Source organism: Arthrobacter sp. TmtSoilC77, from assembly GCF_059739415.1.
Genome location: NZ_AP046050.1, coordinates 1,119,130 through 1,145,292, shown reverse-complemented (window position 1 = coordinate 1,145,292; position 26,163 = coordinate 1,119,130). Strand labels below are relative to the sequence as shown.

General features: G+C 62.3%; 22 protein-coding genes. 5 read left to right on the top strand and 17 right to left on the bottom strand.

Going from position 1 to position 26,163, the window contains the following annotated elements:
* Positions 1-58 precede the first annotated feature (58 nt).
* Both AC6I99_RS05375 and AC6I99_RS05370 read left to right on the top strand, forming a co-directional pair.
* Positions 59-862 (top strand): gamma-glutamyl-gamma-aminobutyrate hydrolase family protein, encoded by an 804-nt coding sequence (locus AC6I99_RS05375; protein ID WP_309926998.1) that lies wholly within the window; start codon positions 59-61, stop codon positions 860-862.
* A 127-nt stretch (positions 863-989) separates the two neighbouring features.
* The gene (locus AC6I99_RS05370) at positions 990-3,890 is read left to right on the top strand and encodes a chitobiase/beta-hexosaminidase C-terminal domain-containing protein (RefSeq protein WP_497946097.1); all 2,901 of its coding nucleotides are present in this window, start codon (positions 990-992) and stop codon (positions 3,888-3,890) included.
* Between the two features lie 357 nt (positions 3,891-4,247).
* Here the strand turns inward: AC6I99_RS05370 and AC6I99_RS05365 are convergent, their stop codons facing one another.
* From AC6I99_RS05365 to AC6I99_RS05355, 3 genes are all read right to left on the bottom strand, one after another.
* A complete protein-coding gene (locus AC6I99_RS05365; protein ID WP_497960577.1) occupies positions 4,248-5,273 on the bottom strand; it encodes a Gfo/Idh/MocA family oxidoreductase in 1,026 nt (341 codons plus the stop codon).
* An 81-nt stretch (positions 5,274-5,354) separates the two neighbouring features.
* A complete protein-coding gene (locus AC6I99_RS05360; protein WP_497960575.1) occupies positions 5,355-6,374 on the bottom strand; it encodes a sugar phosphate isomerase/epimerase family protein in 1,020 nt (339 codons plus the stop codon).
* Positions 6,371-7,558, bottom strand: a complete 1,188-nt coding sequence (locus AC6I99_RS05355; protein WP_497960574.1) for a Gfo/Idh/MocA family protein — start codon at positions 7,556-7,558, stop codon at positions 6,371-6,373. Before AC6I99_RS05355 ends, AC6I99_RS05360 begins: the two co-directional genes overlap by 4 nt.
* Positions 7,559-7,717: 159 nt before the next feature.
* Between AC6I99_RS05355 and AC6I99_RS05350 the strand changes: the two genes are divergently transcribed.
* Positions 7,718-8,719 carry a LacI family DNA-binding transcriptional regulator gene (locus tag AC6I99_RS05350; protein ID WP_497960572.1) on the top strand — a complete coding sequence of 334 codons (1,002 nt, stop codon included), beginning with the start codon at positions 7,718-7,720 and terminating at the stop codon, positions 8,717-8,719.
* Between the two features lie 63 nt (positions 8,720-8,782).
* Here AC6I99_RS05350 and AC6I99_RS05345 read toward each other — a convergent pair whose 3' ends face one another.
* The 3 genes from AC6I99_RS05345 to AC6I99_RS05335 all read right to left on the bottom strand — a co-directional run bounded on the left by AC6I99_RS05345 (position 8,783) and on the right by AC6I99_RS05335 (position 11,841).
* Positions 8,783-9,709, bottom strand: a complete 927-nt coding sequence (locus AC6I99_RS05345; protein ID WP_224093764.1) for an ATP-binding cassette domain-containing protein — start codon at positions 9,707-9,709, stop codon at positions 8,783-8,785.
* 13 nt (positions 9,710-9,722) lie between these two features.
* Positions 9,723-10,781 carry an ABC transporter permease gene (locus tag AC6I99_RS05340; RefSeq protein WP_224166587.1) on the bottom strand — a complete coding sequence of 353 codons (1,059 nt, stop codon included), beginning with the start codon at positions 10,779-10,781 and terminating at the stop codon, positions 9,723-9,725.
* Between the two features lie 64 nt (positions 10,782-10,845).
* Positions 10,846-11,841 (bottom strand): substrate-binding domain-containing protein, encoded by a 996-nt coding sequence (locus tag AC6I99_RS05335; RefSeq protein ID WP_497960571.1) that lies wholly within the window; start codon positions 11,839-11,841, stop codon positions 10,846-10,848.
* Between the two features lie 309 nt (positions 11,842-12,150).
* Here AC6I99_RS05335 and AC6I99_RS05330 point away from each other — a divergent pair, with 309 nt between their 5' ends.
* Both AC6I99_RS05330 and iolB read left to right on the top strand, forming a co-directional pair.
* The gene (locus tag AC6I99_RS05330; protein WP_497960570.1) at positions 12,151-12,891 is read left to right on the top strand and encodes a GntR family transcriptional regulator; all 741 of its coding nucleotides are present in this window, start codon (positions 12,151-12,153) and stop codon (positions 12,889-12,891) included.
* A gap of 17 nt (positions 12,892-12,908) precedes the next feature.
* Positions 12,909-13,802, top strand: coding sequence for a 5-deoxy-glucuronate isomerase (gene iolB, locus AC6I99_RS05325; protein WP_497946112.1), 894 nt, complete (start codon positions 12,909-12,911; stop codon positions 13,800-13,802).
* A gap of 60 nt (positions 13,803-13,862) precedes the next feature.
* Here the strand turns inward: iolB and AC6I99_RS05320 are convergent, their stop codons facing one another.
* From AC6I99_RS05320 to AC6I99_RS05270, 11 genes are all read right to left on the bottom strand, one after another.
* On the bottom strand, positions 13,863-14,735 hold the full coding sequence (locus tag AC6I99_RS05320) for a sugar phosphate isomerase/epimerase family protein (protein WP_224093757.1): 873 nt from the start codon (positions 14,733-14,735) through the stop codon (positions 13,863-13,865).
* A 10-nt stretch (positions 14,736-14,745) separates the two neighbouring features.
* Positions 14,746-15,759: a Gfo/Idh/MocA family protein gene (locus AC6I99_RS05315; protein ID WP_224093755.1), complete on the bottom strand. Its 1,014-nt coding sequence runs from the start codon at positions 15,757-15,759 to the stop codon at positions 14,746-14,748.
* Positions 15,760-15,810: 51 nt separating this feature from the next.
* Positions 15,811-16,728: a sugar phosphate isomerase/epimerase family protein gene (locus AC6I99_RS05310; protein WP_224093752.1), complete on the bottom strand. Its 918-nt coding sequence runs from the start codon at positions 16,726-16,728 to the stop codon at positions 15,811-15,813.
* An 85-nt stretch (positions 16,729-16,813) separates the two neighbouring features.
* The gene (locus AC6I99_RS05305) at positions 16,814-18,325 is read right to left on the bottom strand and encodes a CoA-acylating methylmalonate-semialdehyde dehydrogenase (protein WP_497946120.1); all 1,512 of its coding nucleotides are present in this window, start codon (positions 18,323-18,325) and stop codon (positions 16,814-16,816) included.
* A 41-nt stretch (positions 18,326-18,366) separates the two neighbouring features.
* Positions 18,367-20,292 (bottom strand): 3D-(3,5/4)-trihydroxycyclohexane-1,2-dione acylhydrolase (decyclizing), encoded by a 1,926-nt coding sequence (iolD, locus tag AC6I99_RS05300; RefSeq protein ID WP_497947216.1) that lies wholly within the window; start codon positions 20,290-20,292, stop codon positions 18,367-18,369.
* A 40-nt stretch (positions 20,293-20,332) separates the two neighbouring features.
* The gene (locus AC6I99_RS05295; protein WP_309926966.1) at positions 20,333-21,304 is read right to left on the bottom strand and encodes a Cgl0159 family (beta/alpha)8-fold protein; all 972 of its coding nucleotides are present in this window, start codon (positions 21,302-21,304) and stop codon (positions 20,333-20,335) included.
* The gene (iolC, locus tag AC6I99_RS05290; RefSeq protein WP_497946123.1) at positions 21,301-22,320 is read right to left on the bottom strand and encodes a 5-dehydro-2-deoxygluconokinase; all 1,020 of its coding nucleotides are present in this window, start codon (positions 22,318-22,320) and stop codon (positions 21,301-21,303) included. Before iolC ends, AC6I99_RS05295 begins: the two co-directional genes overlap by 4 nt.
* 162 nt (positions 22,321-22,482) lie before the next feature.
* Positions 22,483-22,887: a tautomerase family protein gene (locus tag AC6I99_RS05285; RefSeq protein WP_497960567.1), complete on the bottom strand. Its 405-nt coding sequence runs from the start codon at positions 22,885-22,887 to the stop codon at positions 22,483-22,485.
* Positions 22,888-23,106: 219 nt separating this feature from the next.
* A complete protein-coding gene (gene sucD / locus AC6I99_RS05280; protein WP_224166581.1) occupies positions 23,107-24,009 on the bottom strand; it encodes a succinate--CoA ligase subunit alpha in 903 nt (300 codons plus the stop codon).
* A gap of 12 nt (positions 24,010-24,021) precedes the next feature.
* Positions 24,022-25,191 carry an ADP-forming succinate--CoA ligase subunit beta gene (gene sucC, locus AC6I99_RS05275; protein WP_224093741.1) on the bottom strand — a complete coding sequence of 390 codons (1,170 nt, stop codon included), beginning with the start codon at positions 25,189-25,191 and terminating at the stop codon, positions 24,022-24,024.
* A gap of 264 nt (positions 25,192-25,455) precedes the next feature.
* Positions 25,456-26,145 carry a hypothetical protein gene (locus tag AC6I99_RS05270; protein ID WP_224166580.1) on the bottom strand — a complete coding sequence of 230 codons (690 nt, stop codon included), beginning with the start codon at positions 26,143-26,145 and terminating at the stop codon, positions 25,456-25,458.
* Positions 26,146-26,163 lie beyond the last annotated feature (18 nt).

Here is a 26,163-nt window from a genome sequence, read left to right as displayed (position 1 = left end):
TGCTCAACGGCTTGAGTCCCGTTTACGCGCAGGGCGATGTTCCGTTGCATGATGAAGCATGAAGACTTCAGATGAGGGCGGCGCTGGCGCCCGGCCGCGTATCGGAGTTCCGATTCGCCTTAGCAGCTCGGACAATCCCGACGCCCGCGTGGGCGAAGCCAACCAACTCTTCACATTTATTGTGGATTTGCTCCGTGAAGCGGGTGCGCAGCCGGTGTTGCTGACCCCTGTGTCGGCCGACAGTGCCGGGCGTCTGGCTTCTGTCATGAAAACGCTCGACGGCGTGCTGCTGCCCGGTGGCGGGGACCTGGAACCGCGTCTTTATGGCCAGGACCCGGAGGATTCGGTGTATGACGTCAACCCGGAACAGGATCACCTGGACATTGACGTCGCACGGGCCACGATCGACGCCGGCCTTCCGCTGCTGGGGATCTGCCGCGGCCACCAGTTGTTGAACGTCCTTTACGGCGGGACGTTGATCCAGGACATGGCACCGTCTGCCGTGAACCACAATGGCCTGGATCCGGACGACCCCAGTGCCGGTGAGTGGGCATGGCATGACGTTGTGCTTGCACCAGGATCGAAGACCGCCGCACTCTATGGCGCTCCGGAGGGGACTTCCATCAAGATTGCTTCGGGGCATCACCAGGCGGTGGCCAGGGTGGGCGAAGGGCTGGTGGTTACAGCGATCGCCGACGACGGCACCGTGGAAGCGCTTGAAGATCCTTCCCGTTGGGTTGCCTCGGTGCAATGGCATCCGGAGGCGTCCCAGCTTCCCGATAACGAGCGGCTGGCACCTTTTAAAGCGTTCGTAGAAGTGTGCCGGAACCCTACCCAGGCCCGGCCTGGAGGAGTACAGTAGCGCTCACTGCATCGCTTTCAGCTCTGCTGAAAGCTCGGCCAGCGCATAACTCCATTCGAATGACGTCCCGTGGGCGTCGTAAGTTTGCCGGCTGGGGGGCCCAACATCTGCTCAAAGGAGCATGGTTGTGGACCGTCCAAAATACGTCCGTCGTCCGAATCGGCAACCCCGTCTCTTCAGCTTCCTGGGCTTGATGCTTGCTCCGGCTTTGGCCTTCGCGGGACTCGTCGCATTTTCCATCGCCCCTGCGTCGGCGGCCGTTCCGCCGTGCGCAGGAACCGGCGGGGCCATGCAGATCGTGGCTCACACGGACGATGACCTGCTTTTCCTCAGTCCGGACTTCATGAGGGACATCCAGGCCAAACGCTGCGTCCAAACGGTATTCACCACGGCGGGCGAGGCTGGCGAGGGTGCCGTGTATTGGAAGAGCCTGGAAGCTGGAATCAGGGCCAGCTACTCCAAGATGGCAGGAGTGTCTGATTCGTGGACCACCTCGGATGCAGGGGTTCCCAACCGTCCGCTGACCATGCAAACCCTCAATGGCGCACCCAATATCTCGGTGGTGTTCATGCGCCTTCCCGATGGTTTCCCGAACGGTGACGGCAGTGCGGCGTACAACGACCAAAGCATCCTCAAACTCTGGGACGGACGGCTTTCCTCCATCAGGCCCGTGGACAACGCAGCCACTTTTACCAAGTCGCAGTTCCAGACCGCACTGAACCGGCTGGTGGCCAACTTCCAACCGACCACGTTCCGCACGCAGGACTGGACCGGCAACTTCAACAGCCCCTACGATCACAGCGACCATTGGGCAACCGCCAAATTCGCCCAACTGGCTACGCGCAGCTACACCGGCCCACACACCTCCCTGGCCTACGACGCCTACGTGATTGACGAGTACCCCCAGAACGTGACCGGTGCCGAACTCACCACGAAAGTGGACACCTTCGTGCGGTTCGCGGATTTCGACATGTACATCTGCAGCAGTCCCGGGGAAGGCTGCCCCGATTCCCCCTACGATGAGTGGCTGAAACGGCAATACATCACAGCCATTGAATGGGTGGGCAACGCTGCGAAATCGGCAGGGACCACCGTCACGGCGTCATCCCAGAAAGCAACAGCCCAGAGCCCGGAAAAAGCCCGGGATGGGTATGCGTGGGGCACCCCCATGGACGCAACGCGTGAATGGGTGACAGCCGCTGAAAAGGCGGGCAGCTGGATTCAATACAACTTCTCCCCCACAAGGACCATCAACTCGGTGACCTTGTTCGACCGGCCGCTCCTCTCCGACCAAGTGACCGGAGGAAACCTGTTGTTCTCGGATGGAAGCACTGTGGCAGTCCCGGCGCTTCCCAACAACGGTTCCGGGCTCACCATCAACTTCCCGTCCAAGACCGTGAGCTCGGTCCGTTTGAACATCACTTCAGTCAGCTCCACCACCACCAACGCCGGTTTGGCCGAGTTCGAGGCCTATCTCGGAACGGACAACGTCGCCCCCGTGGTCACGGCAACACCTCCGGGTGGAACATACGCGGTGGGCCAGTCCATCACCCTCTCCGCCAATGAGACGGCGACGATCTACTACACCACGGACGGCAGCAACCCCACCACGGCGAGCGGCAAGTACGCCAGTCCCATCCCGCTGAACGGCCCGATGACCCTGAAGTACTTCGCCGTTGACGGCGCGAATAATTCGTCTGCCGTGGCCACCCAGACGTATTCGACAGGCCCTGATATCACCAAGCCTGTGGTGACAGCCAGCCCTGTGGGCGGTGCCTACGCAGCGGGTACCACCATCACCTTGGCCGCCAACGAACCGGCGGAAATCCGCTACACCACGGACGGCACCGATCCCCTCACCGCCGGCCTGCTGTATACCGCGCCGATAACGTTCAATGGGCCGGACCCCATGACCCTGAAGTACTTTGCCAAAGATACGGCCGGAAATACGTCCGACATCGCAACGCAGACCTACACGATCCCGCCGGACACGACAGCTCCGGTGGTGACGGCCAATCCCACCTCGCGGGCCTTGGCCAGCGGCGCCACGATCACGCTGACAGCCAACGAGCCTGGGGCGGCCATCTACTACACCACCGACGGCAGCACCCCAACGGCGACGGAGTCTGCTTCCAACATCAAGTACTCCAGCCCGATCGTGATGGGCAGCTCCACCCTGACGTTGAAATACATAGGCGTGGACGCGGCAGGCAACACGTCCTCCGTCGGTACCCAGACGTACACCGTTCCCATAGCCGGACCGCCGTCGGCCCATGACTTCAACGGCGACGGCCGCGCTGACGTCCTTGCGGCTGACACCGCCGGCAACCTGTACCTGTACCCGGGCAACGGCGCGGGCGGGCTCTCCCCCAGGCAACTCGCCTTGCCTGCGCCGGCCTGGTCAACCAACACGGACACCATCACCCCTGGCGACTTCAACAGCGACGGAAAACCGGACGTCCTGGCACGATCCGGGGACGTGCTGTGGTTCTACCCCGGTGACGGTGCCGGCAGTTTTGGCGCACGGAAGCAAGTCAGCACCGGTTGGAGCACCATGACACAGCTCTTCTCACCAGGGGATTTCAGCGGTGACGGAATACCCGATTTCATGGGACGCCGCAGCAATGGCGACCTCCGCTTGTATGAAGGAAATGGTGCTGGAGGACAGCGGACTCCCTACACAGTCGGCTGGGGTTGGGGCGTCATGAATGCCATCTTCAGCACCGGCGATTTCAACAGTGATGGCAAGGCAGATGTACTGGCGCGGCGCACCGATACAGGCGCATTATGGCTATATCCGGGCAATGGTTCCGGGGGCTGGCTGCAATGGACGCAGATCGGGACGGGCTGGGGAACCCGCACTGCGCTGGCCGGACCACGGGACCTTGACGGCGACGGCAAGAACGACGTCGTAGGCCGCATCGGAGACACTTTGTGGCTCTATCCCGGATCGGGAAGCGGAACGCTCAGCAACGTTCCGCCCGTCAGCCTCGGCTCGGGCTGGCAGGCAATGAAGGTCATCGCCTGATCAGCCCCCATAGACCTGGCGCGGGTCGGAGTTTTCCCCCAGACTCATCCGGCCCGCGTCAGCTACGTCCGATCCTCTCGCACATCGGCCCCCCCTTTCGGCCGATCCTCTCGCACATCGGGCCCCCTTCCGGCCGATCCTCTCGCACATCGGACCCCTTTTTGGCCGATCCTCGCTCAGCTCCCGCGCGCGGTAGGACCCGACGTCGGCACCAGGGCCAAGTGCCGGCGTCGTGGCTTTCCTGAAGCAAGGGAGAGAGGAAAGCCGGCAATCCCCAAGGATGTGAGAGAACGATGGGAAAAAGCCCGCAGGATGTGAGAGAACGTTGGGAAAAAGCCCGCAGGATGTGAGAGAAGATCAGGGGGCGACGCGGACCGGGACGCCCGTTTCGAGGGATTCCTGGGCCGCGTCAGCAACCTTGGAAGCAGCGACGGCGTCCTCGGGCGTGCATGGATTCTTGCGCTCCCCCAGGACCAATTCCACGAACGCAGCCATCTCGGAACGGTACGCCTGGTCGAAGCGCTCAGCAAAGGTCTGATGGGACTTGCCGGACGGGAACGCAACCCCTGGCTCAGCCGAACGGACAGCCATCTGGTCATCCATGCCAACCACCACCGAGCCATCCGAGCCCTGGAGTTCCAGCCGCACATCATGCCCGGCCCCGTTGTAACGGCTGGCCGAAACCGTACCTACCGTGCCGTCGTCGAATGTCACTACCGCCAGGGCGGTATCGACGTCCCCCACCTCACCGATCGCGGGGTCGCCATTGTTGGAGCCCTTAGCATAGACCTCCACAATTTCCTTGCCCGTGAGCCAGCGAAGGATGTCGAAATCGTGGACGGAGCAGTCCCGGAACAGCCCGCCCGAGGTTGCCAGGAACTGAACGGGCGGCGGGGTCATGTCGCAGGTGAGGGCGCGGACGGAGTGGATCCAGCCCAACTCCCCGGCTTCGTAGGCGCGCTTGGCTTCCAGGTAGCCGGCATCGAATCGGCGTTGGTGGCCGATCTGCACGGTTCCATCCTTGTCGCGGATGTACTCAAGGACTGGCAAGGACTCCGCCACATTCACGGCCACGGGCTTCTCACAGAACACCGGGATTCCAGCATCGACGCCCGCGCGGATGAGGTCCGGGTGTGTCGCCGTTCCGGTTGCGATGACCAGCCCGTCCACCCCCGAAGAGATCAGCTCCGCCACTGAAGCCACGAATTCCGCTCCAAAGTCAGCGGCCACAGAACGGGCGTGCTCCTCCGCCACGTCGGTCAGCTTGAGTTGGACCTGGACACCTTCCGGGTTCAGGACTTGGTTGAGCGAGGTGATGTTCCTGGCATGCATTACACCGATCCGGCCAACACCCACCAGGCCAAGGGTCACTTGCTTGATCATTATCTGTCTCCGTCAGTGCAGCAGAAGTTGAGTCCTAGAAGGGATTCTTGAGGCGACACTAAACCTTGTCAGTTTGTCCTGTCAAATGGCACTAGCCGCAGAGGCGTTCAGTGCCGCGTCGGCTTCCTTAAGGACCTTTGCCGCAACTTCAAGTCCTTCGATGCGGCCAAGGGAAACGTCCTCGTGTTCGATGTTGACCAGCATGTTGGGGTCAACCTCGTAAAGGGCACGGAGGAACCCGGTCCAAAACGCTGTGTCGTGCCCGCGGCCCAAGGCAACAAAGTCCCAGGCGGAGTTCTTGGGCCATTCGTTGGCCCACTCGTCGCCGCCCAGGTTGGTGCGGGGCTCATCCGGTGAGAGCCGGCGGAAGCTGTTGTCCAGCACGCCGTAGAGCGCAGCATTTTCCTTGTTGACGCGGACGTCCTTGGCAGCGGCCTGGAACACGAGAGGCCCGAGTTCTCGGACCACGGCCACCGGGTCCATCTGCTGCCAGAACAGGTGGGAAGCGTCCAGTTCAACGCCCACATGGGTGGCGCCGGTGAGCTCGATCAGCTTGTAGACATCGGCGGTGTTGAAGACGATGTTCTGCGGGTGCAGTTCCAAGGCCACTTTGACGTCGTGGTCGGCAGCGAGGCGGTCGGTTTCCTTCCAGAACTCAGCAGCCACGCCCCACTGGTAATCCAGCACATCCAGGGCCGCAGAGTTCCAGGCGTTGACCACCCAGTTGACGGTGGTGGCTCCTGGTTCTCCGCCTGGCAGGCCGGACATGGTGACCACGCGGTTTTGACCGAGGCGGTGGGCCAAACGAATGGAACGGCGGATGTCTTCAGCATGCCTCTCGCCGATTTCCCGCTTCGGATGCAGCGGGTTGCCGTTGCAGTTCAGACCGGCGATGGAAACGCCGGTGCCCTCGAAGATCGCCAGGTAGTCGTCGCGCGCAGCGTCGCTTTCCAGGATCTGGTCAAAAGTGGGGACGTGCACGGCAGGCAGGAACCCGCCGGTGTTGATCTCGATGCCCGTGAGGCCCAGATCGGCAATGACCTTCAGTGCTTCCGGGAGCGGACGGTCGTGCAGGATCGCATTGTAGACGCCGAGCTTCATAGCGTGATCTTCTTTCCGTTGTTAAGGGCGGATTCGGTGACGGCTCCGAGGAGTTCCATGTTGCGGACACCTTCGTCAAAGGTGGCGCAGCGGGGCAGGGATGATTCTTCGTTGAGGCCTGCGACCTCTTCGAGGAATGCCCGTGCCTGGTAGCCGAATGCGTCGTTCTGGCCGAAGCCAACTTCCGGGGCGTCCATGGCGAGGCCGCCGGCGATGTAGGGGTGGCCGGGGCCGAGGTTGACTTGACGGTAGCCGTTTTCATTTCCGGAGCCATCGTTGAGGAACAGCTGGATTTCGGACGGCCGGCGCTGGTCGAACTTGGCGGCGCCGTTCTCGCAGAAGACCTCGAACTGGAGGCCGTTGGCGTGACCGGCTGCGACGCGGGAAACTTCGAAGCTTCCAGCACCATTCGCGAACTCTGCATTGAAGGCCGCGTAGTCGTCGTTCTCGACGGCCTCGAACGTGTCACTGACGGCAACGTGATCGTGGCCCATGACGGCCGCGAGAGGCAGGGGCCGCTTGTCGATCGCCGTGGCGAGCCGGCCACCGCTGATGGATTTGATGTCGCCACACAGGAATTCGGAGACATACGTCAGGTGACTTCCGACGTCGGCAAGCGCACCGGAGCCGGGGCCGCCCTTGTAGCGCCAGCTCATGGGAGCCGAAGGGCTGAAGCCGTAGTCGGTCCAGTACCGGCCGCTGAAGTGCAGGACATTGCCCAGGACGCCACTGCGGATCAGGTCACGGATGTAGGCGATGCCCGGGGTCCGGCGGAACGTGAAGCCGATACGGGCCAGTGTTCCACGGGTTTCAGCAGCGCGGGCAGCGTCAGCCATGGCGCGGGCGTCTTCCAACGTGTCACTGAGGGGCTTTTCGCAGAGAACGTGTTTGCCGGCAGAAAGCAGGCCTTCCACCACTTCGCGGTGCAGCGAGTTGGCGATGACCACGCTGACGACGTCGATGTCGTCGGCTTCTGCGATGGCCTGCCATGACGTGTCGTTGCGTTCGTACCCGAATCGGCGGGCAGCGAGGGAACCGAATTCGGCGTTGACGTCACCGATCGAGACCAGGCGGACCGGGGGCAGCACGGGGCTGTAGAGGGCAGATGCCGTGCGGTATGCAGCAGCATGGGCTTTGCCCGCCATGCCTGCACCGATGACGGCGACGCCGAGGCTTTCAGCCATTGATTTCTCCTTTGAAATTTCGCCGCCGCGCGGGGCGCAGGACGGCATTTTGTAGCGCTACAATTTTTGCACTGGGTTTGAGCGTAACTATGTCTATATGTCCTGTCAATCCTTAACCGACTATCCTCAAGGACAGACAAGAAAGGCACACCGATTCCGTTGAACAGCGCACAGACCCGACGCCCCACCCTCTACGACGTCGCCACCCAGGCCGGAGTCTCGCCGTCGTTGGTTTCCTTGTTCCTCAAGGACCCGGGGAAGATCAGCGAAAAGCGTCGGGACGCCGTCCAAAAGGCCATCCACGATCTTGGCTACCGGCCCAGCCGCGCTGCCACAACCCTCGCCAGCAACCGCACCAAGAGCATTGGCCTGGTGATCGACGATTACCGGAATCTCTGGTTTGTAGACCTCCTCCGTGGGATGGAATCGGTTCTTTCAGACCTCGGCTACCAGGTCATGCTCGCGGACTCGCGGCCAGGAGAGAACCGCATCAAGGAAGCGACGGACGGCCTGCTGGCCATGCACGTGGATGCCCTGGTCCTTGCGGCCGAACCCAGCGAGTCCATGCTCACCAGGACGTGGGTCCCCACCGTGGTTGCCGGATGGCGGAAGGGCATCCCGACAGGTGCGGACCTGATAACCAACGACGACGACCGCGGGGGCTCCATGGCAGCGGACCACCTGCTGGGGTTGGGCCACAGCCGCATCGGCCACCTTTCAGGGTCCGACGGCGCGTCAGCACACCGGCGCGCCGGTTACCAACGCGCCCTGGACGCTGCCGGCGTCGAAGTCGTCATCGGCGAGTCTGCAGGAACGTCGGAAGAAGACGGATACGGCTCCGCCTGTTGGCTTCTGGACCACTACCCGGCCACCACAGCGATCTTCGCCGCCAACGACACCATGGCGCTCGGCGCTTTCGCCGCCATCAAGGCCCGCGGACTTTCAGTCCCCAAGGACATTTCAGTGATCGGGTACGACAACTCCCCGTTGGCCAAGTCGCGCTTCCTGGACCTCACGTCCATCGATAACCGAAGCGACCTTGTGGGCGTGGACGCAGCGCGAAGGCTGCTGGCCCGTATCGAAGATCCAACGCTGGAGCCGGAGCGGAAGCTCATTGAGCCGACGCTTGTACTTCGCGGCACGACGTCGGCCGTTCGCTAACGAACCGGACACGACTCCGCCCGGAGCCATCAGGCGCTCCGGGCAGAAGTCCGCCGAACAAACCTAGTGCCGCTTCGTGGCACCCTCCGGCGCAGCATCAGCCACACCCGCCACTTCGGCCTTGACCTCTTCAAGCGCATCGGAATGCCCGCCGAGTTGCTCCAGCTCATGGGCCAACTCCGCCAGCTCTGCACCGCCGGCCATCTGGGCCGTCAGCTCATCCAAGGTGATGTCCTTCTTGTCGTAATAGCCGATCGACTTGCCGCGCTTGAGCAGCAGGAAGCGGTCCCCCACAGGGAAGGCGTGGTGCGGGTTGTGGGTAATGAAGATGACGCCGAGGCCGCGGTCGCGGGCCTGCAGGATGTACCGAAGCACCACGCCGGACTGCTTCACGCCAAGGGCGGCTGTGGGCTCATCCAGGATCAGCACCTTCGCGCCGAAGTACACGGCCCGGGCGATGGCGACACACTGGCGCTCGCCGCCCGAGAGCTGGCCGATGGGCTGGTCAACGTCGCGGAGGTCGATGCCCATTTCGGCCAGCTCTTTCAGCGTGATGTCCTTCATCTTCTGGACATCCATGCTCTTGAACGGACCGAATCCGCTAATCAGTTCCGAGCCAAGGAAGAAGTTCCGCCAGATGGGCATCAGTGGAACCACGGCAAGGTCTTGATACACGGTGGCGATACCGGCGTCGAGGGCGTCCCTTGGTGAGTTGAACTTCCGGTCATCGCCCATCACCTGCAAGGTGCCTTCGTCGTGCTGGTGCAGGCCCGCGATGATCTTGATCAGCGTTGACTTTCCGGCGCCATTGTCTCCCAGGACGCAGGTGACCCGGCCGTTGTCCACCGCCATGGTTACATCGCGCAGGGCGATGATGTTGCCGTAGTGCTTGCCTACTCCCTCGAGCGAAAGCAGGTGCACGGGTGTGTGCGTCAACGGGTCCTTCTCGTTTTTCAGCAATGTCTGCTGGTCGATCTGTTGTGCGTTCATTGTTCCGGCCCCTTTACTTGAGCTCTGCCCGGCGCTTGACGATCAGGTTCACGATGGTGGCCAGCAGGAGCATCAAGCCCAGGAAGAACTTGAACCAGTCTGGATTCCATTGTGCGTACACGATGCCCTTGTTGGCCATGCCAAAGATGAAGGCACCTATAGCGCCACCTACGGCCGAGCCGTAGCCGCCTGTCAGGAGGCACCCACCGATGACTGCAGCAATGATGTAGAGGAACTCGTTGCCAACACCTTCACCGGACTGCACGGCATCGAAGGCAAAGAGATTGTGCATGCCCAGGATCCAGCCGCAGAAACCAACAGCCATAAAGAGGCCGATCTTGGTCTTGGTCACCGGGACACCAACTGCGCGGGCAGCATTGGCGTCGCCGCCCACGGCGAAGATCCAGTTGCCTACGCGTGTGCGCAACAGGATCCACGATGCCACTGCCACCAGGATGATCCAGAAGAACACCGTGATCTTGACTTCCACTCCGCCGATGCTGATGGAGGAGGCGAAGACCGCCCGTGCCGATTCGAACCCGTCCAGCTTGGAGATCGACGGCGAGGAGACGCTGCCGCCGATAAGGCGGGTGAGTGCCAGATTGAGGCCTGTCAGCATGAGGAAGGTCGCCAGGGTAACGATGAAGCTCGGAAGTTTGGTCTTGACGAGAATCCAGCCGTTGATAAATCCAATGCCCAGCGAGACAACCAGTGCCAACGTGACACCAACCCATGCATTCAGTGAGAAGTTCCAGCTGAAGAGCGAGGCGGTGAGGGCGGAGGAGATCACGGCCACACCTGTGGAAAGGTCGAACTCACCGCCGATCATCAACAGGGAAACCCCTACTGCCATGATGCCAATGGTCGATGAACCGTAGAGCACGGTGGCCAGCGCGTTCGGTTGCGTGAACGTCTGGGAAACGGAGGCGAAGAAAATGAAAAGAACTACCGCTCCGACCAGTGCACCGACCTCGGGTCTCGCCAGGAACTTTTGGATCGGACTACGGCGTCCGACCCGTTCGTCGCCAGGGGCCTTGGCCCCCGCCGGCGGCAGAGTTGTTGTATTTGCCATAGGAATGACTCCTTGTTGGTCAGGCTGCGCGACGGTTCCCCGCCGCGCAGCCGGATGCCTGGATCTAGCGGACGCCCTGCTGGGCGAACTTGAGGACATCTGAGGCGTTGGTCTTGTCCACGATGGTTGGCCCGGTCAGAACAGGCTGGCCGCCGCCGATCTTGAAGCCGCCGCGCTTTGCCTGCCACAGGGCATCGACAGACATGTAGCCCTGAAGCCATGGCTGCTGGTCAACGGTGAAGATCACTTGGCCGTCAACGATCTTCTGGGCGAGATCGGCATTGAGGTCGAAGCTGGCCACCTTGGCCGAACTGCCTGCGTCAGTGACGGACTTGAGCAGGGTGAGGGTGATGGGGGCGCCAAGACCGATGATCACATCGGCATCTTTGGACGCCTGGAGTTTCGCTGTAGCCGTCGACTGGACCGCGGTCATGTCCTTGCCATCGACGTAGAGGATTTCCGTTGCCGGCACCTTTGCCTTCACGCCGGCGCAGCGCGCTTCCAGACCGACGTGGCCCTGCTGCTGGATGACGCAAACGGGGTGCTTGTAGCCTTCTGCAGCGAGGCGGGTGCCCACTGCTTCGCCTGCAAGCTGCTCGTTCGATCCGAAGTGGGTGAAAGCGCCCAGCTGGCTGGAAACGGATTCACCGGCGTTCAGGCTCACAACCGGGATGCCCGCAGCGGTGGCCTTTTTCAGGACATCCTTCAAGGCGTCCGGGGTTGCCAGCGTGACAGCAATGCCGTCCACCTTCTGGTCGATGGCCTGCTGAACAAGCTGGGCCTGGCGTCCGGCTTCGGGATCGCTTGTGTACAGGAGTTCTACGTTGTCTTTGCTCGATGCTTCTTCTGCGCCCTTGCGGACAATATCCCAGAACGTGTCCCCGGCCGCCGCATGCGTAATAAGGGCCACTTTGATGCGCGCCGTGCTGGCCACCTGCCCGGCGCCTGCACCTCCCCCGGAATCTGCCGGTTTTCCGCCCTGGCTCGAACAGGCGCTCAGGGCCACCAATGGAACCACTGCTGCGACGACCGCCGCTTTGCGCCACGAGAATTTTGCCACCGTTATCTCCTTTGATGTCAGCTTCGGGCGTCCGGGGACTCGTGCCCGGATCGCCTGCTACCTCGATCATGGTGACTCGTCTCACACTTTGTCAATACTTTGTCCTGACATTAGGATGTTTTAACGTAAGCTCCTCGAGTAGATGACACCGCGGCAGGGCCTGAAGCCACTTCCTTGACCAGCACAGCCCGCCTGCTATTATCAGAAAAAGGCAGTATGTCCTATCAAGAGAACATGAGCGGACATACTCATCCATCCGGCCGGGATACTGCTTTTCCCGGCCGGGCTTCCGCAGGCTAGGAGAAACCAGTGGGGAACCAACTCAGCCTCAGCATCGACCGTTCGTCCCCGGTGCCGCTCTATCACCAAGTGGTCCAGGGAATCGAAGCCGCCATCCACAGCGGCGTCCTGGAGCCGGGCAGCCGGTTGGACAACGAGATCGACCTTGCTGCACAGCTCAATCTGTCCCGCCCCACCATGCGAAAGGCCATGGACGAACTGGTCCGCTCGGGCCTCCTGGTCCGTAAGCGCGGCGTGGGAACGCAGGTTGTTTCAAGCCAGGTCCGGCGGCCACTGGAGCTCTCCAGCCTTTTTGATGACCTCAGTAACAACGGCAAGAAGCCCACCACGGACGTGCTTAGCTTCTCCCACGTGGAGGCCGACGCCGCAACGCTCACCGCGCTTCAGCTGCCTCCTGGGTCAAAGGTCTACCACTTCACCCGCCTCCGCAAAGTTGGCGGCAAGCCCCTGGCGCTCATGGAGAACTGGGTCCGTGATGACATCACCAGCATGGATGAAGCCCAGCTCTCCAGCGAGGGACTCTATTCCATCCTTCGCCGCGGTGGCGTGAACTTCCGATTGGCATCCCAGCGCATCGGCGCCATGATCGCCAATGACTACCAGGCCCCACTCCTCGAAGCCGAGGTCGGATCAGCCTTGGTCACCATGGAACGTACCGCGGTGGACGATACCGGACGCATGGTTGAAACCGGACACCACGTTTACCGCGCCGATTCCTACAGCTTTGAAATGACACTCGTACAGCGCTAACGCAAGGACACAAACTTATGGCCAACTGGGTCTACCCGCTGGGAACAGCCACTGACGGCAAATGGGACATCTCGCTCGGCGCTTCCGATTCCACTCTCGCGATCGACGGCTGGGCCCATACGGGACTGAAGGTGGCGACGCTCGCGGCGGGTGCCGCCGTCGAGCTTCCTTCCGCTGGAGAAGAGCGCATTGTGGTTCCGTTGAGCGGTTCGTTCACCGTAACGGTCGACGACGGCGAGTACAGCCTCGCGGGCCGGCAGTCGGTTTTCCACGGGCCAAGTGACGTCCTGTACACAGGCATCAATAGGGCCGTCACCATCAGTTCGCACGACGGCGGCCGGGTTGCGGTTGCGACGGCACCGGCCAAGGCTGACTACCCTACTCGCCTGATCACGGCGGCCGAGACCCCCGTGGAGCTGCGGGGCGCCGGCAACTGCTCCCGGCAGGTCCACAACTTCGGCACACCGGCAGCGCTGGAAGCTGATCGCTTTATTGTTTGCGAGGTCATCACACCTGCCGGCAATTGGTCCTCCTACCCTCCGCATAAGCACGATGAGGAGAAGGAAGGCGAGACCAGCCTGGAGGAGATCTACTACTTCGAAACGCGGGTGGCCCCGGACTCCCCAGCCCCCGCGGATTCAGACGCAATCGGCTACGCCCGGGTCTACGCCTCTGACGACCGGCCCATCGACGTCTCCGCGGAAGTCCGGACCGGTGATGTTGTCCTGGTTCCCTACGGCTGGCATGGGCCGGCGATGGCAGCTCCGGGCTACGACCTCTACTACCTCAACGTCATGGCCGGCCCCGGACGGGTCCGTGACTGGCTCATCAGCGACGACCCGCACCACGGCTGGATCCGCCAGACCTGGGAAGGCCAGGACGTGGATGCCAGGCTCCCTTTTACGGCCTGACGCATGGATAACAGATGCCCCTGTGACTCTTGGTCACAGGGGCATTCTTGGTGTTGAGCACTATTTGGCTTGGGCGATGTAGTCGTTCATCGTCTTGAGCTGGTACCTGGAAACGTCCTCGGCGTTCTCGTCTTCCGCGAAGACGCTGGAGACCATCACGGTGTTCTCCTTGTCCAGGAATCCGATCTCCTTCAAGCCACCGAAGAACTCGTCCCAGTTCACGTCCCCGTCACCGATCTTGAGGTGTTGGTGGACGCGGACAGCGTTGCCCGGCGGGTTGGTGATGTACCTGAGGCCGTGGGAGGCGTGGTGGTTCATCGTGTCGGATACATGCACCAAGCGGAGTTTGTCGCCCGCCGCCCGCATGATCTCCAACGGCTTGTTGCCCATGTGGAACGTGTGGGAGGCAACGTAGACCATGCCAATGTTCGGGGAGTTCACGCCCCGGATCACGCGCAGCGCGGCCAGTCCGTCTTCCACGAAGTCATCCGGATGGGGATCAATGAGCACGTCCATGTCTTCGCGCTCGATGATCGGCAGGAGTTCCTCCATGGAGCGGTAGAAGGCGCGTTCAGACTCCTCGGCCTTCTCCGGACGGCCGCTGAACTCCGTGTTCATGGTCTGGACGCCGAGGTCCACGGCGATCTGGATGGCCCGCTTCCAGTACCGGACCGCAGCTTCCCGGGCGTCCTCATCGGGTCCGGACCACCGCAGGACGGGCAGGACGGAGGCGATTTCAACGCCAGTGTCCTTGCACGCTGCCTTCAACTTGCCCACGAGCTCGTCATCAGCCTTCGGGTGGTTGAAGAACGGGATGAGGTCCGCATGCGGCGTCATCTGCAGGTACTTGTAGCCGAGATCCGCGGCGACGCGCGGGAACTCCAGAAGGCTGTGCGTGTGATGGAACGGTGTGGGATCAAGGGCAATCTTCATGTCCGTGTCCCTACTTGTAGAGATCCGGCTTGGTGTTCAACTGGACCTTGACCTTTTCGCCCGACTTCTGCGCTTCGACGCCGGCCTCGCAGCAAGCGGCCGTGGCGTAGCCGTCCCAAGCGGTGGGGCCGCCGATTTCGCCGCGGAGGGCGGCGTCCACCCAAGCCTGCACCTCGACGTCGTACGCTGCTCCAAAACGCTCCTCGAAGCCCGGGGTGACGCTCCCGCCCCACTTGCCAGAGGTCTGGATGTACGGGCCGCTGTCCCCGCCGATGCTCACTATGCCGTCCTCGAAGGACGCCTGAGTGGCAACCTGGTAGCCGAACTTTGCGTTGACGTAGATCTCGACGTCGGCCAAGACTCCCGATTCAGTTTCAAGCAACACATGCTGGGGGTCGTGCTGGCCATTCGGGGCGTTGCGCGTCGGCTTACCCAGACGGACCTGCACCGACGTGATTTCCTCGCCGGTGAAGTAGCGGATGGCATCGAACTCATGGACCACGGAGTCGTTGATCAGCATCTCGTTGGTGAAGCCCTCCGGCGTGGTGGGGTTGCGGTGCTGGTGGTGCAACATCAACAGCTCCCCCAATTCGCTGTTGCGGATGATCGAACCCAGCGCCGAATACTCGGCATCAAAGCGGCGCATGAAACCCACCTGGATGCGCTTGTGGCCCAACGCCAGTTCAGCCTGGACAACCTTCCACGCGCTTTCTGCATCCGGTGTCAGCGGCTTCTCGCAGAGAATCGGGAAGTCCTTCTCCAAGGCCTTGTACAGGATTTCCTCATGCAGGAAGCCCGGCGTGGCGATCAGGACGGCGTTGACGTCACCATTGTTCAGCGCCTCATCGGCACTGGACAGTGCCACGGCGCCGTCGATTCCTTCAACGGCAGCCTGCGCGCGGGCAAGGTCAACATCGACGACGGCGGCTACTTCAGCGCCGTGGATGCGGGTGTTCAGGCGCTTGATGTGGTCGGCACCCATACGGCCTGCGCCGATGACGGCAACGCGGAGAATCTTTGTCACTTTTCTATCCTTCGTGAGGTTCGTTCTTGTTACAGGGCCCGCGTGCGGGAGCTACTGGACCCGCGTGCGCGAGCCGCAGGAAAGCAGGTAGTTGCGTGTTCGCTTGGCGATGGGCATCGGTACATCGAACGCTACCGGGTACATGTCCTGCTCCACGATGCCGAAGATCGGCCGGTTGAGGCCTTCCACAGCTTCAATAACGGCGCGCAAGTCCGGAAGCCCGTTGGGCGGCTCGGTCATGACGCCGGCCAGGTTGGCAGCAGCCCAGGTCATGTTCTTCTCGTTGACCTCTGCCAGGATCTCCGGGTTGATCTGCTTGAGGTGCAGGTAGCCGATCCTGTCCGGGTAATTCTTGATGAGCTCAAGGCTAGAAGCGCCACAGTATTCCGCGTGGCCCGTGTCCAGGCAAAGGTTCAGGTACTGCGGATCTGTTGCTGCCAACAGGGTTTCGATGTCCTGTTGCGCGCCAACGTGCGAGTCAGCGTGGGAGTGGAACTGCTGGTGCAGGCCAAAGTCCTCCAACAGGACCTTGCCCATCCGGTTGTGGCCTGCGAAGAGATCAGCCCATTGCTCGTCGGTCAGTTCGCCATTCTCTACGGCCTCACCCGTGACGTCGTCGCGCCACATAGCCGGGATAACCACAATGTGCTCGCCACCCATTGCCGCAGTCAGTTCGGCCACCTTGCGTGCCGGCTCCCAGGCTTCGTCGTACTGCCTGGCACCACGGTGGAAGGCAGTGAACACCGTTCCTGCAGTGACCTGGAGGTCGCGCTGCTTGAGCTCTTCTGCCAAGCGGGTGGGGTCGTTCGGCAGGTAGCCGTACGGACCCAGTTCGATCCATTTGTATCCGGATTCAGCAACCTCGTCCAGGAACCGTTCCCACGGAGTCTGCTGGGGGTCATCCGCAAACCACACACCCCAGGAATCGGGAGCGGTGCCGATGATGAGCTTGTTCTCGACGTCAGTCATGACAGCGGTGTCTTTCTCTATCAGGGCCCACACCGCCAGGGTTCCCTGGCCGAGCTTGCGAGGCGAGGGTGGCGGTGGGGATGGGTTAGTTGGAGGGGAAGTTGTAGGAGGCTTCGGAGGCGTGGGTGGGTTCGGGCCAGCGGGAGGTGATGACTTTGCCGCGGGTGTAGAAGGAGACGCCTTCGGGGCCGTAGATGTGCTTGTCACCGAAGAGGGAGTTCTTCCAGCCGCCGAAGGAGTGGTAGGCCACCGGGACGGGCAGGGGCACGTTGATACCCACCATCCCGACCGTGACCGAGCGCTGGAACTTGCGGGCGTTCGCACCGGAGGAGGTGAAGATCGCGGTGCCGTTGCCGTACGGGTTGGCGTTGATCAGCGCGATGCCTTCCTCCAGGTCGGCGACGCGGACCACCACCAGGACGGGTCCGAAGATTTCCTCCGTGTAGGCGCTCATTTCGGTCTTGACGTGGTCGATCACGGTGGGGCCGACCCAGAACCCGTCTTCATGGCCCGGGACCACCAGGTCACGGCCGTCCACCACCATCGCCGCACCGGCGGTTTCGGCCTCGGTGACAATCCCGACGATGCGTTCCTTCGAAGCCGGGGTGATGACCGGACCCATCTCCGCGCCGGGTTCGGTACCGTTGCCGACCTTCACCGCCAACGCACGTTCCTGAACCTTCTTCACCAGCAACTCCGCAGCATCCCCCACAGCCACGGCAACCGAGATCGCCATACACCGCTCCCCCGCGGAACCAAACGCGGCAGCCGCGAGGTGGTCCGCGGCGTTGTCCAGGTCCGCGTCGGGCATCACGATGGCATGATTCTTCGCCCCGCCCAAGGCCTGCACACGCTTGCCGTGCTTCGTGGCCGTCTCATGCACGTACTGCGCGATCGGGGTGGAACCCACGAAACTAATGCCGTCCACGTCCGGGTGGGTCAGCAGCCCGTCAACTGTTTCCTTCCCGCCGTGCAGGACCTGGAACACCCCATCAGGCAACCCCGCCTGCTTCCACAGGCTCGCGAGCAGCATCGGCGCGGACGGGTCCCGCTCGGAGGGTTTGAGGATAAACGCGTTACCCGTGGCGATAGCCATCGGGGCCATCCACAACGGCACCATCACCGGGAAGTTGAACGGCGTAATACCCGCCACGACACCCAACGGTTCGCGGAAGGAAAAGACATCGATTCCGGTGGAGACCTGGTCCGAATAGTCACCCTTGAGCAGCTGCGGGATCCCACAGGCGAACTCGATCACCTCCAGGCCACGGCCGATCTCACCCTTCGCATCCGAGAGGACCTTGCCATGCTCGGCCGTGATCAACTCAGCAAGCTCATCCACGTGCCCGGCCACGAGTTCACGGAACTTGAACAACACACCCGTGCGCTTCGCCAGCGAAATATCACCCCAAGACTCCGCAGCTTTCTTCGCAGCAGCCACCGCAGTGTTCAGGTCAGCCTCGTTCGCCAGGCGCAACTCAGCGGACACCTGGCCGGTGGCCGGGTTGTACACCGGCTGGGTGCGGTCGCCCTCGCCCGTGGACTCGGCGCCATTGATGAAATGGTTAATGGTGGTCAGTGTGGTCGTCGTCGACATGCGGACTTCCTTTGATCTGTGGGACGTTAGCTTGGGGGAGGTTAGCCGAGCAGTTTGCGCTGGCGGTTCTTGTGCTGCGTGTAGGTCTCGTAGGCCTGCTGGGTGGATTCGAGGTCCGAGACCTGGGAGACGGGAACGTCCCACCAGGACTCCGAGCCGGGGGCGTCCAGCAGAGGATCGGACTCGATGTGAATGACGATCGGGCCGGTTTCGGGGGCTGCTTTGGCTTCCTTGATGGCAGCGCCGAGGGATTCGATGACGTTCTCGCACGGTTCGATCCGGATGACTTTCGCGCCCAGGGACTCGGCGTTGGTGGCCAGGTCGATCGGCAGGTGCTCACCGGCGTCGAAACTGTGCTGTTCCTTGTCAAGGACCCGGTACTGCGTCCCGAATCGCTGGGAACCGAGCGACTCGGACAGTGAACCGATGGAGGCGTAGCCGTGGTTCTGGATCAGGACCACGATCAGTTTAATGCGTTCGGCGACGGCGGTGACCAGTTCGGTGTGCATCATCAGGTACGAACCGTCCCCCACCATCACGACGACGTCCCTGTTGGGACCGCCGGCAGCGGCTTCGGCCAGAGCGGCGCGCTTTACGCCCAGCCCGCCCGGGATTTCGTAGCCCATGCAGGAGTAGGCGTATTCCACGTGGTAGCCGAACGGGTCGCGGACGCGCCACATCTTGTGCAGGTCACCAGGAAGCGAGCCCGCAGCGCAAATAACGACGTCCTGGTCATCCATGGCCTTGTTCGTGGCGCCGATGATCTCGTTCTGGGCCGGCAACGGCGTGTACCGGGTGTCGAAGGCCTCGTCCACGATCGCGTTCCAGCGCTTCTTCTCGGCTGCGACCTTCTCTTCCAGATCAGCACCAACGCGGTAGCCGCCCAGCGCCTGGTTCAGCTTCCCGAGGGCCTTGCGGGCGTCAGCGACTATCGGGATGGTGGTGCCGTGCTTGTACGCATCGATCGGGGCGACGTTGATGTTCACGAACTTCACGTCCGGGTTCTGGAACGCCGTGCGGGACGCAGTGGTGAAGTCTTCGTAGCGCGTGCCGATGCCGATGATGAGGTCCGCTTCGGCAGCGATGGCGTTGGCCGCCGTCGTGCCCGTTGAGCCAATGGCACCAAGGGAGAACTTGTGGTCCCATGGCAGGACGCCGACGCCCGCCTGCGTGTTCCCCACCGGAATGCCGGTGAGTTCGGCAAAGGCTGCGAGTTCCTCGTTGGCGTAGGCGTAGAGCACGCCGCCGCCGGCGATGATCAACGGGCGCTTGGCTGCACGGATGGCCTCAACAGCGCGTCGGATGTCATCGTCCTCGGCCTCGGGACGGCGGATTCGCCACTCACGCTCGGCCAGGAACTCTTCCGGAACGTCGAGGGCTTCGGCCTGGACGTCCTGCGGCAGGGAGATCGTGACTGCACCGGTCTCGGCCGGGTCAGTCAGGACACGCAGGCCGTGGTGGAACGCCGAGAACAACTGCTCCGGCCGGGACACCCGATCAAAGAACTTGGACAGCGGGCGGAAGGCATCATTGACTGTGATGTCGTATGCGTACGGCAGCTCCAACTGCTGCAGCACGGGATCCGCGGCACGGGTGGCGAACGTGTCGCTCGGCAGCAGCAGCACAGGCAGGCGGTTGGTGGTTGCCAAGGCAGCCCCCGTCAGCAGGTTCGAGGAACCCGGACCGATGGAAGTGCTGATCGCGAAGGTCTGGCGACGACGCGTGTGCCGTGCGTAGCCAACTGCCTGGTGTGCCTGGGCTTGTTCGTTGCGGCCCTGGTAGTAAGGCATGATGGACGGGTCCGTGGCCTGGTACTGCTTCAACGCCTGGCCAACGCCGGCAACGTTGCCGTGCCCGAAGATACCGAACATGCCCGGGATGAGGCGCTCACGGTACTCCTGGCCACCGATGGAATCCACCGTGTACTGCTTGGAAAGGAACTCGACCACGGCCTGCGCCACGGTCATCCGACGGGTTGCTGTTCCTGTTGAGGTCCGCATGGCGGGGCTACTCCGATACTTTCACTGGAATACGGTCTGACGAGGTGTGCTCCCCCGCAGCTGGTGCAGGCCCGGTCGAAGGTGCAGTGCTGTTCAACAGCGAGGCGGCTGTCGCCACCGCACCCGCCACATCGCCGTCGTGCGGGTAGAGCAGCGTCCGGCCCACCGTGAGGCCGCGGACGCCCGGGAGCGCGAGGGCGGCCTGCCAACTGGCGAAGACTTCGTCCTGGGAGCCGTCGGGGTCACCACCCAACAGCACAGTAGGAAGGGTGGTGGAGGCCATGACGCGCTCCATGTCGGCCACCACGGGCAGTTTCATCCACGTATAGGCACTCGTGGAACCCAGGCCCTCGGCGATACCAACGGACTTGATCACGGCGTCCGCGCGGAGGTCGTTGCGGACCTTGCCATGGGCGTCACGCACCGACAGGAACGGCTCCACCATGGCGATGAGCTTACGTTCGGCCAACGAATCGATGGCTTTTGCGGTCGCTTCAAGGGTGGCCACCGTGTCCGGGTCTCCCAGACAGATACGCGTGAGCATCTTGCCGCCGTCGGCACCGAGTGCCTGCAAGGCGGCAGCTGTGTGGCCGGTGAACCGGTCATCGAACTCGTTGACCAGGCCAGCCAGGCCACCACGGTTCATCGAACCGAAGATCAGTTTGCCATCCAAAGCACCCAGCAGCAGCAGGTCATCCATGATGTCCGGTGAGGCAAGGATTCCATCCACGGCCGGATTGGCGAGGGCGATCTGCAGCCGGTCCAGGAGGTCCCGGCGATCGGCCATTGCCATCGGCTCCGGCCCAACCGACAGGGCACCACGGGCCGGATGGTCCGCCGCAACAATGAAGTTCTGGACCCCGTGCTTCAACCCAGGGTGGCGACGCCGGGTGGCAGCCGCGCGTGCGACGGCTTCCGGGTCCTCGAGCCGGATGCGGCTCAAGTGCTCGTACCGGCGGGGGTCATCGTTCAGGCTCAACGGACTGCTCCTTCTGCGAACGTGGGTGCTGCCGGCGTGGAAGCTCCCGGGATCCGCCGGCCGCGTTCCGCGAGCAGCGAGGTGACCTCATCCGGCGTCGGCATCGCATCCGCGCAGGATACGCGGGAGGCAACGATCGCACCCGCGGCATTTGCGTAATCCAGCACCTCGGACAACGGCCAGCCGGACAGCAGGCCATGGCAGAAAGCGCCGCCGAAGGAGTCCCCGGCGCCCAGGCCATTGACGGTTTCCACCGGAACAGGGGCTGAGACGACACGCTCAGTGCGGGTCTTGGCCATGACGCCTTCCGGGCCGAGCTTCACCACCGCGATCTCGACGCCGGCTGCCAGCAGGCGGTCTGCCTGCTCATCCGGCGTCCCCTCACCTACGGCTACCGCGCACTCTTTGTCGTTGCCGATCGCGACTGTGACGTGCGGGAGGATCCTGGCAACTTGTGCGCGGGCTTCCTCTTCCGAATCCCAGAACATCGGCCGGTAATCCAGGTCCAGGATGGTGAACTGGCCTTCCTTCAAAGCAGTCCGGGGCCGGGCCTCGTGGGCGGCGATGTGCGCGCTGCGGCTGGGTTCCTGGCAGAGGCCTGTCACCGTGGACCAAAAAATGCCCGCGTCCCTGATAGCAGCCAGATCCAACTCCTCGGCTTTGATCTGCAAGTCCGGTGCCGTGGGGAAGCGTCCGTAGAAGTAGAGAGGGAAATCTTCCGGCGGCTTGATCGCGCAGAAAGTCACCGCTGTGGGGTACTCCTTGACCGGGGAGACGAACGAATCATCAACATTGAACTTGCGCAGTTCCCGGTGCAGGTAGCTTCCGAACGCGTCGTCGCCCGTGCGGGTGATGACACCGGCGCGGCGGCCGTGGCGCGCAGCAGCGACCGCCACGTTGGAGGGCGAACCTCCCAAATACTTGCCGAAGGACGTCACATCCTCCAGGTCCACCCCAATATCGTTCGGGTAGATATCAACGCTGATGCGCCCGATCGTAAGCAGTTCGTGGGTCACGATGATCGTTGACCTTTCTCTTGTGAACTCTGAACCTTTGAGCGCTGGGCCCCAATGCCTTGCCACCCCTCAGTGAGCGGGGCCACATGACTACTTTGCCCCAGATTTCATGTCCTGTCAAAGGTTTGTACTGACATATTTACAACATGACACGGACTGTATCTACTTGCGTGGGATGGCCAATTCTCCGGTGACATATTGGCTGCGCCCGAAGCCGAAAGACCAGTCACCAGGCGAGTTCTCCATGTAGCCGATGAAGACATCCTCACCCTTGACACCAAGCCCACCAAGCCCTTCGGTGATGGCCTCGAAGAGCGAGCTCTTCGCCATCTGGCTGCGGCCGCCCTGGGTGAAGATCTGGATCATGATCACGCCACGGCTGCGCCCAAAACCCAACCCGGCATCCTGGGCCACGATTTGCCCCTCCGGATGTTCGGTGAGGATGTGGAAGTAGTCACGCTCAGGGATCTCATACTCAGAGACGATTGCATTGTGGATGGCCCGGCTGATCGCAGCCAGTTCCTCCGCCGACCTGCCCTGATTGACGTCGATTCTTACCAATGGCATATTCGCACTCCTTGGAAGTAGTTTGTCCTGACATACTAACAAAGAATCAGGCGGGACGGTACAGGCCCACAACACGCCTTAAAGCACGACGGCGGCCCCGCCACCTTCCGTGGGAAAGGTGCGGAGCCGCCGTCGTGCTTTAAAGAGCAACGCGGGGTCACTTTGAGCCCATTCCACAGTCAGGAATGGGCCGTAAGTGACCCCGCGTTGCTTTGGGTACTAGAGGGTTGCGTAAACCTCGCGCAGCAGCTTGGCAGTTTCGGACGGCGTCTTGCCGACCTTCACGCCTGCAGCTTCGAGGGCTTCCTTCTTGGCCTGCGCGGTTCCTGCGGAGCCGGAGACGATGGCGCCTGCGTGGCCCATGGTCTTGCCCTCAGGAGCGGTGAAGCCTGCAACGTAGCCAACAACCGGCTTGGTGACGTTGGCCTTGATGAAGTCAGCAGCGCGCTCTTCAGCGTCGCCACCGATTTCGCCGATCATGACGATTGCCTTGGTCTCCGGGTCGGCTTCGAACGCAGCCAGGGCGTCGATGTGCGTGGTGCCGATGATGGGGTCGCCACCAATGCCGATGGCGGTGGAGAACCCGAGGTCGCGGAGCTCGTACATCATCTGGTAGGTCAAGGTACCGGACTTGGACACGAGGCCGATGGGGCCCTTGCCCGTGATGTTTGCCGGGGTGATGCCGACCAGGGCTTCGCCCGGGGTGATGATGCCGGGGCAGTTCGGCCCGATGATGCGGGTGATCTGGTTGCCGTCGGCGTCAACCTTGGACTGGGCGAGTGCCCAGAATTCGGCGGAGTCCTGAACCGGAACGCCTTCAGTGATGACTACAACGAGGCCGATGCCGGCTTCGATGGCTTCAACCACGGCGTCCTTGGTGAATGCCGGCGGAACGAAGACGATGGAGACATCTGCGCCGGTTTCAGCGATGGCTTCCTTGACGGTGCCAAAGACGGTGATTTCCTTTTCGCCGTGCAGGACCGTGCTGCCGGCCTTGCGGGCGTTGACGCCACCAACAATGTTGGTGCCGGCCTTGAGCATCAGTGCGGTGTGCTTGGTGCCTTCGCCGCCGGTGATGCCCTGAACGATGACCTTGGAGTCTTTGTTGAGGTAGATAGACATTGTCGCGTCCCTTTACTTAGCTGCGTTGGCGAGCTCGGCGGCCTTGTCGGCGCCCTCGTCCATGGTGGCGGCCAGGGTAACCAGCGGGTGGTTGGCCTCGGTCAGGATGCGGCGGCCTTCCTCGACGTTGTTGCCATCGAGGCGAACGACCAGCGGCTTGTTCGCAGCGGATCCCAGCTCTGCAAGCGCACCCACGATGCCCTTTGCCACAGCGTCACAAGCGGTGATGCCACCGAAGACGTTGACGAACACGCTCTTGACCTGGGAGTCGCCCAGGATGACGTCCAGGCCATTGGCCATGACTTCGGCGGAAGCTCCACCGCCGATGTCCAGGAAGTTGGCGGGCTTGACGTTGCCGTGGTTTTCACCAGCGTAAGCAACGACGTCCAGCGTGGACATCACAAGACCGGCGCCGTTGCCGATGATGCCTACTTCGCCGTCCAGCTTGACGTAGTTGAGGTCCTGCGCCTTTGCCTTGGCCTCGAGCGGGTCAGCCGATTCCTTGTCCTCGAGCAGTGCGTGGTGCACGTGGCGGAAGTCCGCGTTTTCGTCGAGGGTAACCTTGCCGTCGAGGGCAATGATGTCACCTGCGCCGGTGCGCACCAGTGGGTTGACCTCAACCAGGGTTGCGTCTTCCTTCTTGAAAACGTCCCAGAGCTTCAGAATGACGTCGGCCACTTTGCCGCGCAGTTCTTCAGCGAAACCTGCGGCTGCGACGATCTCGTCAGCCTTGGCCTGGTCAATGCCCACAGCGGGATCGATGGCGATCTTGGCCAGGGCCTCGGGACGCTCAACAGCCAGCTGCTCAATTTCCATGCCGCCTTCAACCGAGCACATGGCCAGGTAGTTGCGGTTGGCGCGGTCCAGCAGGACCGAGAAGTAGAATTCCTCGGCGATGTCCGCACCCTGGGCGATCATCACCTTATTAACGGTGTGGCCCTTGATGTCCATGCCCAGGATGTTGGTGGAGTGCTCAAGCGCCTCTTCGGCAGTCTTGGCAACCTTGACGCCGCCAGCCTTGCCGCGGCCACCAACCTTAACCTGTGCCTTTACGACAGTAACGCCGCCGATCTTCTCGGCAGCTGCCTTTGCTTCTTCAGGAGTGTGCGCCACGATGCCGGCGAGCACGGGTACACCGTGCGCTTCGAACATATCGCGCGCCTGATATTCAAACAGGTCCACGGTTTAGTGTCCTTCTACGTCGAAGTAGTTTTCTGTTCAGCCGGGAACCGCGATGACCGCGATAGCCAGCTGCGGAAAGTACGCGGTAACAACCAGGATTGAAGCCGGTCACATTGCGTAAGGTCCTCTCGGAACTTTAGCCCTTTGAGGAGTCCCGCCAGCTACACACTACCGGTTAAGTGAGTAACCTTACACTTCTATCGCGCGTAGAAAACTCGCAGAATGACGCGGTTTTTTGGCCGTTCATCGTCTGTTCAACGGCGATCACGACGCCTGTTTCAGGTTCCCCGTGACCTCTTTGCCGCCGTCGGAAATCAGTTGGTAGCCCTGCCTGCTGACAAAGAACGCCACGCCACCGGAGACATTCCCGCAGGCAACGCCGTCGTTATAGGCCGAGCACCGAAGGCCGTTGCGTTCGATGTTCTGGCCGTCGGCCAGCTCAGGCAGCTTGGAGATGGGGCCGCTCCGGCTCCCCTTGGGCCCGAACTCAGACTCCATTTGTGTTACGCCGGAACGACATGAGCCATAGACGGCCTTGTCCGGCGTCAGGAGAACCGTGCCACCGAGATAACCCAGCCCTGTGCCACCGCAGTCGTCTGCGACGTCGGTTGGCTCAGGTTTGGCATACTTCGCCAATTCGCAATGGACCACAGGCACCACGGCGAACTTGTTGTTGGCCGCATCGGAATACGTGTTCGCCTCATAGGGGATGTTGAGGTGGCCGCCCCTGGAGGAGGTCATGGCACACACGATGTTGCGGTCCGGCGTCACAAACGCGGTGACGCCCTCGCCGGCGGCCAGAGCGGTCTGCTCGGTAACCGGGACCTCCTTGAGCTGTTCCAGCGGAGGCAACGGCGCCGGCGGAACGTAGTCAGGGTCCTTCGTGGCGAACGAGCAGCCCGTGGCCAACACCAGGAGCAAAGCGGCAAGAATCCCCAATACAGTCCGTCGCATGCCACCAATTATGCCGTG